Origin of the sequence: Staphylococcus sp. LKG3-1 (genome assembly GCF_048568385.1) — a bacterium.
GTDB classification, from domain to species: Bacteria; Bacillota; Bacilli; order Staphylococcales; family Staphylococcaceae; genus Staphylococcus; species Staphylococcus saprophyticus.
This window is the reverse complement of sequence record NZ_CP183796.1, coordinates 1,290,125-1,304,931: the sequence shown is the minus strand read 5'-3', so window position 1 is coordinate 1,304,931 and position 14,807 is coordinate 1,290,125. Positions and strand designations below refer to the sequence as shown.

Genomic DNA, 14,807 nt, shown 5'->3' with positions numbered 1-14,807 from the left:
TATAATCTGATTATACAAAATTATTCCAAATGACGTCAAACTATTGTTTTTATGTAAGCGTTTCCTTTAATATTAAGCATAAGCAATGAATACGATTGAATATAATAATAAAGTATAGATGTTTTAAATTTTTGAAAATTGAACTGATAGGAAATGAGGGAACACAGTTATGAACGCAATTAAAAGGTTTGGCAGTGCAATGATCGTACCTGTATTAATGTTTGCTTTCTTCGGTATTGTACTTGGGTTTGCAACACTATTTAAAAATCCATCAATTATGGGGAGTATTGCAGAAGAAGGAACGAATTGGTTTAAGATTTGGTCTGTGATTGAATCAGGTGGTTGGACGATATTTAATCACATGGAAATCGTCTTTGTAGTAGGTTTACCTTTATCATTAGCTAAGAAAGCACCAGGACACGCTGCCTTAGCTGCCTTAATGGGTTACTTAATGTTTAATACATTTATCAATGCAATACTTACGCAATGGCCACATACATTTGGCGCAAATTTGGAAAAAGGTGTTGAAAATGTAACAGGCCTTAAAGCGATTGCTGGTATTGAAACGCTCGATACAAACATATTAGGCGGTATTATCATCTCCAGTATCATAACTTGGATACATAATCGCTATTACAGTAAACGTCTTCCTGAAATGTTAGGTGTATTCCAAGGATTGACATTTGTTGTTACGATTTCATTCTTTGTTATGTTGCCATTTGCATTAATTACTTGTATTATTTGGCCAACTGTACAAGGAGGCATTTCATCATTACAAGGATTTATCATAGGTTCAGGTTATATTGGTGTATGGTTGTACCATTTCTTAGAGAGAGTGCTTATTCCAACTGGCCTACATCATTTCATTTATGCACCAATTGAAGTCGGCCCAGTAGTGGTTAATCACGGTTTGAAAGCCGAATGGTTCGAACATGTCAATGAGTTTGCTAAGAGTACGAAACCATTAAAAGAACAATTTCCTTATGGCTTTATGCTACAAGGTAATGGTAAAGTATTTGGTGCTATTGGTATTGCTTTAGCAATGTACTCTACGACACCTAAAGAAAATAAAAAGAAAATTGCAGCATTACTTATACCAGCAACATTAACTGCAGTCGTTGTAGGTATTACGGAACCATTAGAATTTACATTCTTATTTATTGCACCTTATTTATTTGTATTACATGCATTATTAGCTGCTACAATGGATACATTAATGTATGGATTTGGTCTTGTCGGTAATTTTGGCGGGGGACTTTTAGACTTCTTCGCAACAAACTGGATTCCTTTAGCACAAAACCATTGGCTAACATACGTATTCCAAATAATTATTGGTCTTATATTTACAGCAATATATTACTTCTTATTTAGATTTTTAATTTTAAAATTCAATATTCCACTTCCTGGTCGTAAAAAAGATGAAGAAGATGTGAAATTGTATAGTAAACATGATTATAAAGATAAAAAAGGAGAAACAAAAACAACTGCATCTACTGGAAATGAGTATGAAGATAAAGCAATTTATTATTTAGAGGGCTTAGGTGGTACGGAAAATATTAAAGATGTTACTAATTGTACGACACGTTTGAGATTGACTGTTAATGATCCAGAGAAAGTAGAAGATAGTGGGTATTTTACGCATAACCAAATGTCGCATGGATTAGTTAAGAGTGGTAAGAACGTACAAGTCGTTGTGGGTATGTCTGTGCCACAAGTAAGAGAGGCTTTTGAAAATATAGTCAATGAATCGCAGTAAAGTATAGTGGATTTTAGGGAGTGGGACAGAAATCATATTTTCTAATAGAGATTTCGTGGTCCCACCCCGGCAAGGATGACTAGGATTGAAAATAGCTTGATATAAGCGCATTTTCACTTCAGTCATCTACTGCCTAATTAAAAAGAGTCTGAGACATCTATTTTTGTCTCAGACTCTACTTAGTTATATTGGAATTATTTCATGTCAATGCTATTTTAGAAAAAACGATATGTCATCCTTATTCCAAATTTATGTGAAGTTTATGAAATTCTTACTTTATGCATCAGTCTTGGTTGGTATACTGCTCCGAGTACATCTATATTATGCGTTGCAACTAAATATATTAATTTTGCAAATATAGAAGGTGAACATGAAACATTTATCTTGTTTCTATTGAAGGTATAAGAGATATAGTCAGTTTGATTGATTAAATTCATGATGTCGATGACTTTATCTTTTATAAATGCATCATGTAGACCATCTACGACTAATTCAAAACGTTTCGATGATAATAATAAGTGATCTAATGCTAACAGTTCATCTGAATGTGCACTTTCTAGTATTTGATAGATGGCATAATTATGAAAACTTAAAAAGCTAATCAAATATGGTAGCTGTTGTTTCGGTAAATTTATCTCTAAAGCATATAAATTATTTTTCTTAAAAATAGTGAATTTAAAAGAATTACAAAAGTGAATTTGTTTTAAAAGTTTTGTTAAGTGCTTTCTCGTCACGCGCTTACCAAGACCTTCAATATTTAACACAAACGTTTCAGTTTTATCTAAAAACATATTATACCCCCAATATCTATATAAAGTGTTTTATCGTTATTAATCATAATATTCTATTACACTTAAATTTTTACATATTTATATTTCTATTAGATTGTACCACTCTTTTTTACAGTAAGCACTAGGTCTATAGAATGAAGTTGAAAAAAATTTAAACACTAGTATTTTAAAAATTAGAATATTTAGAAAATTCAGTTGTTTAAGGGCTTAAAGTATGATACATTTTTCTTTGTTAATACATAGAGGGAAGTGTTTAGGATGTTATCAAAAGTTAGTAGATTTGCCACCAACACATTCTTAGTATGGATGTTAATTGCTGCAATTATTGGATTTATTTTTCCAGCACAGTTAGCTACATTGAGCGGATGGGTACCATATTTATTGGGTATTGTGATGTTGGGGATGGGGTTAACAATTAATCCCAAAGACTTTAAAATTGTATTTCAGTCGCCACGTTCAGTTATTATTGGCGTCATTTTACAATATACGATTATGCCATTAACGGCATTTTTAATAGCAAAATTATTTCATTTACCACCAGAAGTTGCAATTGGTGTTATATTAGTAGGCTGTTGTCCAGGAGGGACATCAAGTAACGTTATGAGTTACTTAGCTAATGCGAATGTTGCGCTATCAGTTGCCATCACAAGTGTTTCAACTTTACTTGCGCCAATTATGACACCAGCATTAATATATTTATTTGCGCATGAATGGCTACAAGTTTCATTCATGAGTATGTTTTGGTCAGTCATTCAAGTTATATTGATACCGATATTGATTGGTTTTATATTACAAAAGGTATTCAAGAATTTTGCGGCCAAATCTGCTACGGCATTGCCAATTGTATCTGTAGTTGCTATTTCATTAATTTTAGCATCAGTCGTTGGAGGGAGTAAATCACAGATTCTTGAAACTGGTTTATTAATCTTTGCTGTTGTTATCTTGCATAATATAGTAGGTTATACACTTGGTTATACGCTAGCACGTATATTTAAACTAGAGAGAGCAGACAAGAAAGCAGTATCTATTGAAGTTGGGATGCAAAATTCTGGTCTGGCAGTATCGTTAGCGACTGTGCATTTTAGTCCGCTAGCAGCTGTTCCGGGTGCAGTATTTAGTTTAGTACATAATATTACAGGTCCAATTTTAGCAAAATACTGGAATAAACGTTAAAATCTTAATCAACAGTGGATACACAAATGACACTACGACTTTAAGTAGTGAATTTAGGTACCCGCTTTTTTTGGTGTGAAATTGATAAGATAAAGAAAATTAATTACACTTGAAATTATGATAAGCTAGTACTAAATAGAAACGATTAAATTATTGAATTGTGAAGCAATTATTGGAGGCATATTCATGTATAAAGCAGTGGTATTTGATTTTGATGGTACGATGATTGATACAGAAAAGCATCTATTTGAAATCATCAATAAACATTTAAAACAGCATAAGCAAAATGAAATTAGCTTAGACTATTATCGACAATCAATTGGTGGTGCTGCAACCGCATTACATAATTATTTAGAGGAAGTACTTGGTATTGACAATAAAAATAAAATTTATGAAGAGCATCATGAAACAAGTGTGGATTTACCGATTATTGAATCTGTACAAAAGTTAATGGATTATTGTAAACAACGCCATATATCAATGGCAATCGCAACAAGTAGTTATCGAGAAGATATTCTGCCAACATTTAAAAACTTAGGTTTAGATGCTTATATAGATATTATTGTAGGACGTGAGGATGTTGCAGCAATTAAACCGAATCCAGATCCATATTTAACAGCAGTGCAAAAACTAAATTACAATCCTACGAATTGTCTTGCGTTAGAAGACTCTGTTAATGGTGCCACGGCTGCTGTTACCGCAGGATTAGATGTCATTGTTAATACAAACGAGATGACAGAATTACAAGATTTTAATGAGGTTGCTTATATAGGAAAAGATTTATCTGCAGAAGAGATTATAAAATTATGTTTTGAAAATAATAGGGGTTAATACTATGAATGGTTATTTGATATTGTTTTTCTTAGGTGGACCTATCGTATTAGCGATTGGTAATTTAGTACTAGGACCTATTTTTAATAAAAAGATACCGTTTCATATTCATTTCCGTTCGTTTATGGTGGGTACTTTAGTTTATTTATTAGGCGCAGCAGCGCTTTATTATTTTGTCTTACAAAATCAATTTTGATATTAAAAAAGGCTGTCGTGTTAAAACACGGCAGCCTTTTTATGTTTCTATGATAAAAATTTAAATAGAAGTGTTACGATAACAAGAATAAGTAGAATCGCATCGATTCCCACCATAATGGCAAAACGAGGATTCTTTTCACCTGTTTCTTTTGATTTTTTAACAGCTTTAAGGTTGGGTATCAAACTTACGATTAACAAAATCATAACAACAACGCCTAAGATAATACTCATGATTTGTCACCACCATTTTTATTTTTTGCAATAAATTCCCATACATAACCAGCAATAATCCCGAGAATTAAGCCAATGACAATACCTACTTTCAGAGCGGAGAATATCGCACTAATGAGTATTGCAATAAGTAATGCGATTGGAATGGTTATTCCAAATTTATATTTTCTTTCAGGTGAATTTACTATAGAGAAAAGCACAAAATATAAAATGCCAAAGACAACGATGACAAGTATACTTTTTAATATGAGTTGCCCAATGGAACTATCGGAACCACTAAAATAATTTAATACGAAAAATAACACACCAAAAATGATGGAAATCGTAATTGTACGTTTCAGTAAGTGTTGATTCATATAAAACTCCTTTGTAATCAAATCTAATAAAGAGTATACCATACAACGTATTTAAGTTAATGTTTCACTGGTTTAGTTGATACTTCGTGATCATATTGATGGTGATCATTTAAATATGCATAGAATAAACCTATAATTAAACCACCCCCGATATAATTCCCAATACCTGCACCAATCAGATTGATAACTGCAGGAGTTAAAGCTAATACGTTACTATGATAAATGAGACCGCCTGCGAAAAGGACAGTATTGTATACGACATGTTCATAACCCATAAATGCAAAAATTGACACACCAAACATCATGACAAACATTTTAGCTAAAATATCATCTATTTGCATCGCAATGACTAAAGAAATATTAATGAAGAAATTTGCAAAAATACCTTTAATTAATATCGCTATCAAACTTGAAGATAATGTTTTATGTTCAATGGTTGCCTCTAATTGCGTAAACATATCAACTGTCATAACATCAGAGCCTTTTAATATAAGAAAGAAAACTAGGCCACCTAAGGCATTCCCAATGAAGCAAAGCATGAAGATTTTTAAAACACGAGTTGGACTGATAACGCGATAATATAAACCAACAGTAAAATACATAAAGTTGCTTGTCAGTAGCTCTGAATTTGTAAATAGTATTAAAACAAGCGCAAAACTAAATGCGACAGCAGCCACTAAATTGATAACACCTGTAGGAACATGTGTATCAAGAGAAGCTTTAATAAGTAATACAAATACTGTGATGACACCTAATATAAATCCAGCCATGATGGCGCGAAGTAAATAACGTTTGAAATAAAAACTTTGAAGTATATCCTTTGTTCTTATTGTATCTACTACATGATTTATCCAAGATTTACCGTAAAAGACTTTATCCCATTTAACATTTTTTTCGTTCACTTTATTATCCTCACTTTCTTTAATTAAGCATAGTATACTACGAAGTGATTAAATTGTGAATATTTTCACAAAATATATTTTGATAAGCTATAAAGTATTTAAGCGATGTTTGAATAAAATGAATTTTCCTTATGAACCTCAATCATTGAATATCATGCGCAAAGTACTGATGGATAGTGATATGGTGCTTTCTTTAAAACCTATTTATATAGGTGTTTAAAACCTATATTTAAAAAATGTAGGATTGAAGTAATAAAATAATAAAAAAAGACTTTGCTTTTTTTACTAAAATCGCATACAATTAATGACGGTAAATGTAAGCCCTTACATAATTCAAAATAATTGTTTAAATTTTTTGAATTTATAGTATAATAGCGACATAATAAGTGAAATGAAATTTACTTATATTTGAAAGAGATGGGGTTTGAATGATGGAAGAAAATAATGAATTACAAAGGGGATTAGGTGCTCGTCAAATGCGTATGATCGCTCTTGGCGGAACAATCGGTGTTGGATTGTTTATGGGGGCAACCAGCACTATAAAATGGACAGGTCCTTCTGTGATATTCGCATATTTAATTGCAGGTATCTTTTTATTCTTAGTAATGAGAGCAATGGGAGAAATGGTTTACTTACATCCAACTTCTGGTTCTTTTGCTAACTTTGCAAGTGATTACATACATCCAGTGGCAGGGTACTTAACAGCTTGGAGTAATATATTCCAATGGGTTGTTGTAGGAATGAGTGAGGTCATTGCCGTTGGAGAATATATGAACTACTGGTTCCCAGATTTACCACAGTGGATTCCTGGTGTTATTGTGGTTGCGCTATTAGCAGGTGCAAACCTTGTATCTGTTAAGGCGTTCGGTGAATTTGAATTCTGGTTTGCAATGATTAAAGTTGTAACAATTATATTAATGATTGTTGCTGGCTTTGGATTAATTTTCTTTGGACTTGGTAATGGTGGAGAAGCGATCGGCTTATCTAATTTATGGTCACATGGTGGTTTCATGCCTAATGGTTGGATTGGATTCTTCTTTGCGCTATCAATTGTTATTGGTTCATATCAAGGTGTGGAATTAATTGGTATTACAGCTGGTGAGACGAAAGATCCGCAGAAAAATATTAAAAGTGCGGTTAATGGTGTTATCTGGCGTATATTAATTTTCTATATTGGTGCAATTTTTGTGATTGTTACTGTTTATCCATGGGATGAATTAGGAAACATAGGTAGTCCTTTTGTAGCAACATTTGCGAAAGTAGGTATTACCTTTGCAGCTGGTTTAATTAACTTTGTTGTATTGACTGCAGCAATGTCAGGTTGTAACTCAGGTATATTCAGTGCTAGTCGTATGACATTGAACTTATCTCAAAAAGGCATGTTACCTAAATTCTTTGGTAAAGTTATGAAAAATGGTGTTCCAATTTGGACTGTACTTGCCATTGCAATGGGTATTTTAATTGGTGCATTATTAAATGTTATCTTACCTTTATTCATTAAAGGTGCAGACAGTATTTTTGTTTACGTATATAGTGCGTCAATCTTACCTGGTATGGTACCGTGGTTTATGATTTTAATTAGTCATTTAAGATTTAGAAAAAATCATCCTGACGAATTAGATGGTCACCCGTTCAAGATGCCTGGTGGTGCTATAACAAACTATATTACGATGGCATTCTTTATAATGGTATTGATCGGTATGTTGTTTAATAAAGAAACCGTCGTTTCAGTTGTAATTGGTATTATATTCTTATTATTTATGACATTATTCTTTTTCTTAAAAGGCTATCATAAATTGAGTAAAGACAAACTGATATAAGTAAAGTAAATATCAGAAATAGCTTGAATGCTTATTGAAGTATAACGAGTCTGAGACAAAAATAGATGTCTCAGGCTCTGTTTGTTTTTTTATTAAAATAATTTCAACATAAAAGGTTTCATATTTATTAATAAGCTATTTATATTCATAATATAGTTAATTTACAGAAAATTAACTATATTAAAATGTTCACTCAAAACTAGTGTTTTAAACTGAATGTGTAGCACGATAATACATATTAAAGGAGTTATTAATTTATGAAAATCTTCAATAGGTTAGCAACTATTTCTGTAGCAAGTGCAATTGTGGCTAGTACAGCATTGGGGAGTGCACAACCAACTTATGCATCAAGCGGAGGACAAGATTCAAATCAAAATGATGAAGTTTCATATATGGGAAATACTAAAAATCCTAAAAGTGTGATTTTCCTTGTGGGCGATGGTATGGGACCTTCATATAACTCTGCATACCGTTATTTTGCAGATAATCCTGAAACAAAAGAAATGGATAAAACAGCATTTGATCATTATTTAGCAGGCAACCAACGTACAAATTCAGATGATCCAAAAGAAAATGTAACGGATTCAGCTGCAGGGGCAACTGCTTTTAGTTCTGGTCATAAAACATTTAATGGTGCAATTGGTGTTGATGAAAATAAAAAGGATGTTAAAACTGTTTTAGAACAAGCTAAAGAAAATGGTAAGTCAACTGGACTTGTGTCTACTGCTGAACTTACGGATGCTACACCAGCAGCTTATGCGGCACATGTTGATGATCGTGATAAAAAAGACGAAATTGCGCAACAATTTTATAATGATAAAATAAATGGCCAACACAAAGTGGACGTGCTACTTGGTGGCGGTGCTGAATATTTCGGAAAAGAGAATGGTAACCTCACAGATAAATTCAAAAAAGATGGTTATGATATTGTGAAGAATAAATCGCAAATGCAAAACTCTAATAGCAAGCAAATACTAGGTTTATTTGCAGATAATGATATGCCTTTACAAATTGATGCATCAAAACAAAATCCAAAACTTGTTGATATGACAGATACTGCTGTTAATAAATTGAAACAAAATGATAAAGGATTCTTCTTAATGGTAGAGGGTGCTTCAATTGATAAATCTGGTCATCCTAATGATGTTACTGGCGTAATGTCTGAAATGCAAGGTTTTGAAAAAGCATTTGACTATGCAACACAATACGCTAAAGCAAATCCAGATACGCTAGTCGTTGCGACTGCTGACCATTCAACAGGTGGTTTATCCATTGCTAAGGGTAAAGACTACGTTTGGAATCCAGATGCCATTCACTCAATGAAACATTCAGGTTCTTATATGACAAAGCAAATTGCTAGTGGTAAAGACGCTGCGAAAGTCATTAAAGAGGGTTATGGATTTGATGTAAAACAAAGTCAAATTGATAAAATTAATGAAGAAGCTAAAAAATTAAAAGATCTTGATGAAGATGACGAAAAATATAAAGATCAATTACAAAAACTACAAGATGCAGTACAAAAACCAATTAACGATAAGTCTAACACTGGATGGACAACGTATGGTCATACTGGTGAAGATGTAAATACTTATGCATTTGGTGCAGGTAGTGACCGATTCCAAGGTAACATTGATAATACAGATAATGCCAAAAACATCTTTGATTTTTTCAAAAATGATCAATCATCTTAATTCAATTTCATAACTAAGAAAACAAATAAAACACTTTCTCTAAGTTCACAATACAATGTGATCATTAGGGAAAGTGTTTTATTTGTAAAAAGTAATTAGTGTTTAAACCGAATGGTAGATAAATGCTTACGATAATTATCTAAAGCCATTTTAGATTGTGTAATTGAATCCAGTGCACTTTGGTAATTTAAGGCAATATAGCGATAATATAAAATATCAACAGTAAACAATTGTGCGAATAGAGATGTCGTGGCAGCCATGCGCAATTCATTTTCATCTGTTTGACCATAAATAATGGTGTAATCTGATATTTTAGCAACTGGATTATCATTTGAACTAGAAATTGTAATAATAGGTATCGTATAATCTTTAGCGACTTTTGCCATGGATTGCATTTCGCTATGACTACCTTGATTCGTAACAAAAATAATACAGTCACGTTCATCATGGGTAGCTAGCGTCGACATGAATAAATGCGTCTCTTGAAGTAGACGAACATTAAGTCCTATGCGCGATAATTTTTGGAAAAGGTCAGTCACTATCACGAGAGAGGCACCATAGCCAAATAGAAAGATTGTACGTGCACGCTTCATCGTATCACATATGTAATCTATCATTTGGTCATCAATATGATTAGATACATAATTCATCGTATCAGTGACACGAGATAACATTTTGTTTTTAAGTGTATCTACAGATTCATTATCTACAAGTTCTAGATGATTATTGTTAATTGCATTATTAGGTAAATAACGAGATATAGCGATTTTAAGCTCTTGAAATCCTTTTCCAGTTATTTTCTTACTAAATCTAACAATGGATGCTGTACTTGTATCAATTTCATTTGATAAATCTTGGACAGACATATTTATCATTTTATGCGGTGTATTTAGTATGAAGTCAGCGATTTTTTTCTCGCTTTTAGTTAATTGATTATAATTGCTATCAATTTTATAAAGTACGTTGGTCATTTTAATCACCTAGTGTATCAGATTCTCGCATAGCTTTCGTTGTACCAAAGAAATAGGTGAATATGAAACCACCTGCATATGCTGCGAGTAGTCCTGCAATGTAACCTAAATACATATGATCTGAAATCAAAGGTAATAAAGAAATACCACTTGGTCCAATTGCAGTTGCGCCTATGTGACCAATACCACCTATGACTGCACCGCCAATACCGCCACCAATACAAGCAGTAATGAATGGCTTGCCTAGTGGTAATGTCACACCATAAATTAATGGCTCTCCAATGCCTAAAAATCCTACTGGCAAAGCACCTTTCAGTGTGTCTCTTAAGGTTGTATTTTTACGACATCTTACCCAAAGTGCAAGCGCTGCACCAACTTGTCCAGCACCTGCCATTGCTGCAATAGGAAGTAAATAAGTAGCACCTGTTTGATTAATCATTTCAATGTGAATAGGCGTAAACATATGATGTAATCCTAACATAACTAATGGTAGGAAGAATGCACCGATAATAAAGCCGCTAAAGACGCCGCCAATATCGATGATGCCGTTAATCACAGTAACAAGTCCGTCAGAAACGAACCCAGCTAAAGGCATAAATATAAAGATTGTTAACAAACCAATGATAAATAAAGTGATTGTAGGCGTAACAATAATGTCGATTGAATTAGGGACGATTTTATGTAGACGTTTCTCTATAATACTGAGTAACCAAACTGCAAAGATTACGCCAATAATACCACCTTGGCCAGGTTGAAGGGGTTCACCAGTAAAAATATTAGTAATCATATTTTTGTCTGTTAATCCCGTCAATAATGTTGTACCACCGATGACGCCACCTAAACCAGGTGTAGCACCAAATTCTTTTGCAGCATTGATGCCAGTGAAGATAGCGAGGTAAGCTAACATACCATCTTTGATAACGTTAAATACCGTAACAAGTTGAGTTACCCACTCGCCAGAAATTTGTCCTGCTGCTAATAAGTTACTTAATACAGCGGCGATACCACCAATTAAACCCGCACCAATAAATGCAGGAATTAAAGGTATGAAAATATTAGCTATGGTCTTTAATAATTTATTGAATTTACCACGTTTTTGTTTACTTTGGAATTCAGATTTATTTGCTTGGGCTTGTGCTTCGGCATTTGCACGGTAGTCTTTCGATTTATGTTTGATTGTTTCTCCTAAAGGGGCACCGCTTAATTCGGACATGTGAGATGCCACTTTATTAACCGTTCCTGGCCCTACAACGACTTGTACACGGTCATCTTTAACTACGCCCATAACACCTTTAATTGATTTTAGTTGTTCGTAATCAATTTTATCTTCATCGAGTACTTTAATTCTAACGCGAGTCATACAATTAATGATATTATCCATATTATCGATGCCACCAACCGCGTCAATGATATGTTCTGCTAATATTTGCTCTTTTGTCATAATATAACCTCCTCTTATATTGAATACAGGTAATCATTCTTGAATAAATTTGCTTAGTGATATCGTGGTGAATTAATTCTGTATTGCTTTTTTAATGATATGATTATTATCGTTAAGTCGAGTAACGGCTTCAGATTTATTAATATCGCAGAGATGCATGACGACGGCTACTTTTAAGTTTTGATCAGCGGATTCATAAAGTGATTGCGCTTGATCATATGAAATGTCACATATGTCTTGAATAATCCGTATGGAACGATCTATTAACTTTTGGTTTGTTGCTTTTACATCTACCATGAGGTTATCGTAAACTTTACCAACACCTACCATTGTAATTGTGGAAATCATATTCAATATTAACTTTTGCGCTGTTCCAGATTTCAATCTTGTTGAGCCAGTTAACACTTCTGGTCCTACATTCACTTCGATTGGATATTGTGCTAGGTCACTTATTTTGGTGTTTGTGTTACAAGATATAGCGACTGTGTGTGCTCCAATCTCTGTAGCACATTTGAGTCCGCCCATAACATAGGGCGTGCTGCCGCTAGCTGCAATACCAATAACAACATCTTTTTCATTTAGATGTATATGTTTTAAGTCTTCACGCGCAAGCGACTCACTATCTTCTGCACCTTCAACTGCTACTGTCATTGCACGTTGTCCACCAGCTATGAGTCCAATAACTTCATTAGTTGAAGTATTAAAAGTCGGTACACATTCTGCTGCATCGAGGACACCTAAACGACCACTGGTTCCAGCCCCGATATAAATGATGCGACCACCTTGTTTAAATTGTTCCGTTGTAACTTTAATTACTTCTGCTAATTTTGGTAATATATCATGAATTTGTTGGGGTACTTTTTGATCTTCAGCATTCATAGTTTCTAAGGCTTGTATAATGGACATTTCATCTAAATGCATGGTTGCTTCATTTCTTGCTTCAGTCATAGAATTATTCATAAATTTCAGCTCCTTGTTTGTATAATAAATTCAAAGGTATCATTAGGACGTAAGCAATCAATGAGCGGTATATCATCGTCAATAATTTGACCAACAACATTGATATGTTCGTGAGGTTGTAAATCTGTCTTGATAATTTGCAGTTCTCCTTGATAGCGACCATTGAGTTGGTTGTCTACGGTAATAGCGCCTGTTTTTCGGATATGATTAAATTGAGGTTTTATATCTGATTGACAATAATGACGTGCTTCTTGTGAGCGCAGTACATTTGCTGGGTTATCGATACGGACGCTATGTCGTTTTGATAATATGGATTCAACTTGTAAGTCTTTTAATGTGATAGATAAAGTGAAATGTCTTTGTGTTAAAAGTGATATGAGTTTATGAGCGTATCGTTGTGTTATTTGTGTATCGCCAACCATGATATGGTTTACTGATTGATCTAGTAATAGTTGAGCACTTTTAAGGGGGTGCATATATCTCGAGCATTCGAGTGTTGGTAATCCTCTATAAAGTGGGCCACGTTTTGTAGTTCCAACTATAAAGCCATAGATATTGGCATTAGGATTAAATTTCAAAATTAATTTATTTTGAGCGTTAACAAAATCTGTCGTTAATCCAGTATCTGGACGAGGATAATAGTTATGACAATAGCATATATAACTAAAATCATTTAACTGAGTATATAACTGTTGCAACAATTGTTCGGATACAATACTGGCATTGAGACAACATTGGAATCCATTTTCAATAATTTCATTAACAATATCAATAGAAGTACTATGATCTACGCGAATAATAAAATGCGCCTGCTGATATTGCTTCAAGAATTGATAGAAAGATTGATTCAGCAATGAAGGATTGATATCAATCATATAAGTCAGCTGATCGTTTGATAGATAGTCTAAAAGTTCTCCCAAATAGCGATATTTAGTATTCTCATTGTCTTCAGGAATTTGAACTGAAGTGAAAATAGTCGTGTATCCTAAATCAACCATGCGTCTTATATATGATTTATCGATGGATTGACCAAGATAAATAGAAAAACCATGCATTTTTACCACTCCTTTAATGCTGTAATCGGTTTCATTGTACAACATATGAAAAAGTATTACAATTTGAATTTCTATTTTTATTTAAAATGAAATTTTATTACAAATAATAGGAAAGTACTTGATGGATATGCATTAAACGTTGTTGGATAAGTTCGATATGTTTCGTGGTATTGCCGATCGTTAATTCGTCGAGCGGTTGTTCCATTTGATTGCTTAAAAAAGTAAAGTAATTATAATGAAAAAGGGATAATTGATACAAAGCATCTTGTTTAAATTCAGTATATTCTTGCTCTATAAAATCATGAACATCCTGTTTATATTGAAGTTTCTTTTTATGATTGGTAACATAAGCAAATTTATATATCTCGATTAAATTGAGTAACTTGGTTATACGTTTTTCTAAGTTGTGAAATTCTAGGTGATACATAGAATCATCCTTTCGTTAAATTGTGGCATAATAAACAATAAATAAGCGAAGGGTTTTTAAAATTTTACAATGCGATGGCAGAATTATAGATGAAGTTTTTAGTAGTGTCTAAAAGTAGGTTAATTAGAAGAAGTAGAGTACAGAATTAACTGAGTAGTGGAGGTATAGATAATTATATTTTATTAAATATATGGATAAAGAAAA

At 33.1% G+C, this 14,807-nt stretch carries 15 protein-coding genes; 6 read left to right on the top strand and 9 right to left on the bottom strand.

Annotated features, from left to right (window positions below):
• Nucleotides 1–169 precede the first annotated feature (169 nt).
• Nucleotides 170–1,756, top strand: a complete 1,587-nt coding sequence (locus tag ACM595_RS06595) for an alpha-glucoside-specific PTS transporter subunit IIBC (RefSeq protein WP_115338411.1) — start codon at nt 170–172, stop codon at nt 1,754–1,756.
• Nucleotides 1,757–2,016: 260 nt separating this feature from the next.
• On the opposite strand, the gene ACM595_RS06590 is transcribed toward ACM595_RS06595, so the two are convergent.
• Nucleotides 2,017–2,547 (bottom strand): hypothetical protein, encoded by a 531-nt coding sequence (locus ACM595_RS06590; RefSeq protein ID WP_002482536.1) that lies wholly within the window; start codon nt 2,545–2,547, stop codon nt 2,017–2,019.
• A 258-nt stretch (nt 2,548–2,805) separates the two neighbouring features.
• Here ACM595_RS06590 and ACM595_RS06585 point away from each other — a divergent pair, with 258 nt between their 5' ends.
• From ACM595_RS06585 to ACM595_RS06575, 3 genes are all read left to right on the top strand, one after another.
• Nucleotides 2,806–3,720, top strand: a complete 915-nt coding sequence (locus tag ACM595_RS06585; protein ID WP_069821532.1) for a bile acid:sodium symporter family protein — start codon at nt 2,806–2,808, stop codon at nt 3,718–3,720.
• A 186-nt stretch (nt 3,721–3,906) separates the two neighbouring features.
• The gene (locus ACM595_RS06580) at nt 3,907–4,551 is read left to right on the top strand and encodes an HAD-IA family hydrolase (RefSeq protein WP_002482538.1); all 645 of its coding nucleotides are present in this window, start codon (nt 3,907–3,909) and stop codon (nt 4,549–4,551) included.
• A gap of 4 nt (nt 4,552–4,555) precedes the next feature.
• Nucleotides 4,556–4,747, top strand: a complete 192-nt coding sequence (locus tag ACM595_RS06575; RefSeq protein WP_002482539.1) for a hypothetical protein — start codon at nt 4,556–4,558, stop codon at nt 4,745–4,747.
• A 47-nt stretch (nt 4,748–4,794) separates the two neighbouring features.
• Here the strand turns inward: ACM595_RS06575 and ACM595_RS06570 are convergent, their stop codons facing one another.
• Genes ACM595_RS06570 through ACM595_RS06560 form a run of 3 tightly spaced genes read right to left on the bottom strand, consistent with a single transcriptional unit; the run spans nt 4,795 to nt 6,238 of the window.
• Nucleotides 4,795–4,980: a hypothetical protein gene (locus ACM595_RS06570; RefSeq protein ID WP_002482540.1), complete on the bottom strand. Its 186-nt coding sequence runs from the start codon at nt 4,978–4,980 to the stop codon at nt 4,795–4,797.
• Complete coding sequence (locus tag ACM595_RS06565) at nt 4,977–5,336, bottom strand: hypothetical protein (protein WP_002482541.1); 360 nt, start codon at nt 5,334–5,336, stop codon at nt 4,977–4,979. The genes ACM595_RS06570 and ACM595_RS06565 overlap by 4 nt, the downstream gene beginning before the upstream one ends.
• A 56-nt stretch (nt 5,337–5,392) precedes the next feature.
• Nucleotides 5,393–6,238 carry a formate/nitrite transporter family protein gene (locus ACM595_RS06560; RefSeq protein ID WP_069820435.1) on the bottom strand — a complete coding sequence of 282 codons (846 nt, stop codon included), beginning with the start codon at nt 6,236–6,238 and terminating at the stop codon, nt 5,393–5,395.
• A gap of 431 nt (nt 6,239–6,669) precedes the next feature.
• Between ACM595_RS06560 and ACM595_RS06555 the strand changes: the two genes are divergently transcribed.
• Together ACM595_RS06555 and ACM595_RS06550 are read left to right on the top strand one after the other, a co-directional pair.
• The gene (locus tag ACM595_RS06555) at nt 6,670–8,058 is read left to right on the top strand and encodes an amino acid permease (protein ID WP_037537857.1); all 1,389 of its coding nucleotides are present in this window, start codon (nt 6,670–6,672) and stop codon (nt 8,056–8,058) included.
• Nucleotides 8,059–8,315: 257 nt separating this feature from the next.
• Nucleotides 8,316–9,749 (top strand): alkaline phosphatase, encoded by a 1,434-nt coding sequence (locus ACM595_RS06550; RefSeq protein ID WP_069821531.1) that lies wholly within the window; start codon nt 8,316–8,318, stop codon nt 9,747–9,749.
• Nucleotides 9,750–9,844: 95 nt separating this feature from the next.
• On the opposite strand, the gene ACM595_RS06545 is transcribed toward ACM595_RS06550, so the two are convergent.
• The 5 genes from ACM595_RS06545 to ACM595_RS06525 all read right to left on the bottom strand — a co-directional run bounded on the left by ACM595_RS06545 (nt 9,845) and on the right by ACM595_RS06525 (nt 14,603).
• Nucleotides 9,845–10,720 (bottom strand): MurR/RpiR family transcriptional regulator, encoded by an 876-nt coding sequence (locus tag ACM595_RS06545; protein WP_041079145.1) that lies wholly within the window; start codon nt 10,718–10,720, stop codon nt 9,845–9,847.
• Between the two features lies 1 nt (nt 10,721).
• Entirely contained in the window at nt 10,722–12,161 is a 1,440-nt protein-coding gene (locus tag ACM595_RS06540; RefSeq protein ID WP_002482546.1) for a PTS transporter subunit EIIC, read from the bottom strand.
• Nucleotides 12,162–12,233: 72 nt separating this feature from the next.
• A complete protein-coding gene (gene murQ, locus ACM595_RS06535) occupies nt 12,234–13,121 on the bottom strand; it encodes an N-acetylmuramic acid 6-phosphate etherase (RefSeq protein WP_037537869.1) in 888 nt (295 codons plus the stop codon).
• Between the two features lie 5 nt (nt 13,122–13,126).
• Nucleotides 13,127–14,176, bottom strand: coding sequence for a MupG family TIM beta-alpha barrel fold protein (locus tag ACM595_RS06530; protein ID WP_041079144.1), 1,050 nt, complete (start codon nt 14,174–14,176; stop codon nt 13,127–13,129).
• A 97-nt stretch (nt 14,177–14,273) separates the two neighbouring features.
• The gene (locus ACM595_RS06525; RefSeq protein ID WP_011302542.1) at nt 14,274–14,603 is read right to left on the bottom strand and encodes a hypothetical protein; all 330 of its coding nucleotides are present in this window, start codon (nt 14,601–14,603) and stop codon (nt 14,274–14,276) included.
• Nucleotides 14,604–14,807: the final 204 nt, after the last annotated feature.

What these genes read in the sequence shown, in the direction of transcription:
- ACM595_RS06595 (WP_115338411.1), top strand. Translation starts at nt 170, where the DNA reads ATGAACGCAATTAAAAGGTTTGGCAGTGCAATGATCGTACCTGTATTA.
- ACM595_RS06590 (WP_002482536.1), bottom strand. Translation starts at nt 2,547, where the DNA reads ATGTTTTTAGATAAAACTGAAACGTTTGTGTTAAATATTGAAGGTCTT.
- ACM595_RS06585 (WP_069821532.1), top strand. Translation starts at nt 2,806, where the DNA reads ATGTTATCAAAAGTTAGTAGATTTGCCACCAACACATTCTTAGTATGG.
- ACM595_RS06580 (WP_002482538.1), top strand. Translation starts at nt 3,907, where the DNA reads ATGTATAAAGCAGTGGTATTTGATTTTGATGGTACGATGATTGATACA.
- ACM595_RS06575 (WP_002482539.1), top strand. Translation starts at nt 4,556, where the DNA reads ATGAATGGTTATTTGATATTGTTTTTCTTAGGTGGACCTATCGTATTA.
- ACM595_RS06570 (WP_002482540.1), bottom strand. Translation starts at nt 4,980, where the DNA reads ATGAGTATTATCTTAGGCGTTGTTGTTATGATTTTGTTAATCGTAAGT.
- ACM595_RS06565 (WP_002482541.1), bottom strand. Translation starts at nt 5,336, where the DNA reads ATGAATCAACACTTACTGAAACGTACAATTACGATTTCCATCATTTTT.
- ACM595_RS06555 (WP_037537857.1), top strand. Translation starts at nt 6,670, where the DNA reads ATGGAAGAAAATAATGAATTACAAAGGGGATTAGGTGCTCGTCAAATG.
- ACM595_RS06550 (WP_069821531.1), top strand. Translation starts at nt 8,316, where the DNA reads ATGAAAATCTTCAATAGGTTAGCAACTATTTCTGTAGCAAGTGCAATT.
- ACM595_RS06545 (WP_041079145.1), bottom strand. Translation starts at nt 10,720, where the DNA reads ATGACCAACGTACTTTATAAAATTGATAGCAATTATAATCAATTAACT.
- ACM595_RS06540 (WP_002482546.1), bottom strand. Translation starts at nt 12,161, where the DNA reads ATGACAAAAGAGCAAATATTAGCAGAACATATCATTGACGCGGTTGGT.
- murQ (WP_037537869.1), bottom strand. Translation starts at nt 13,121, where the DNA reads ATGAATAATTCTATGACTGAAGCAAGAAATGAAGCAACCATGCATTTA.
- ACM595_RS06530 (WP_041079144.1), bottom strand. Translation starts at nt 14,176, where the DNA reads ATGCATGGTTTTTCTATTTATCTTGGTCAATCCATCGATAAATCATAT.
- ACM595_RS06525 (WP_011302542.1), bottom strand. Translation starts at nt 14,603, where the DNA reads ATGTATCACCTAGAATTTCACAACTTAGAAAAACGTATAACCAAGTTA.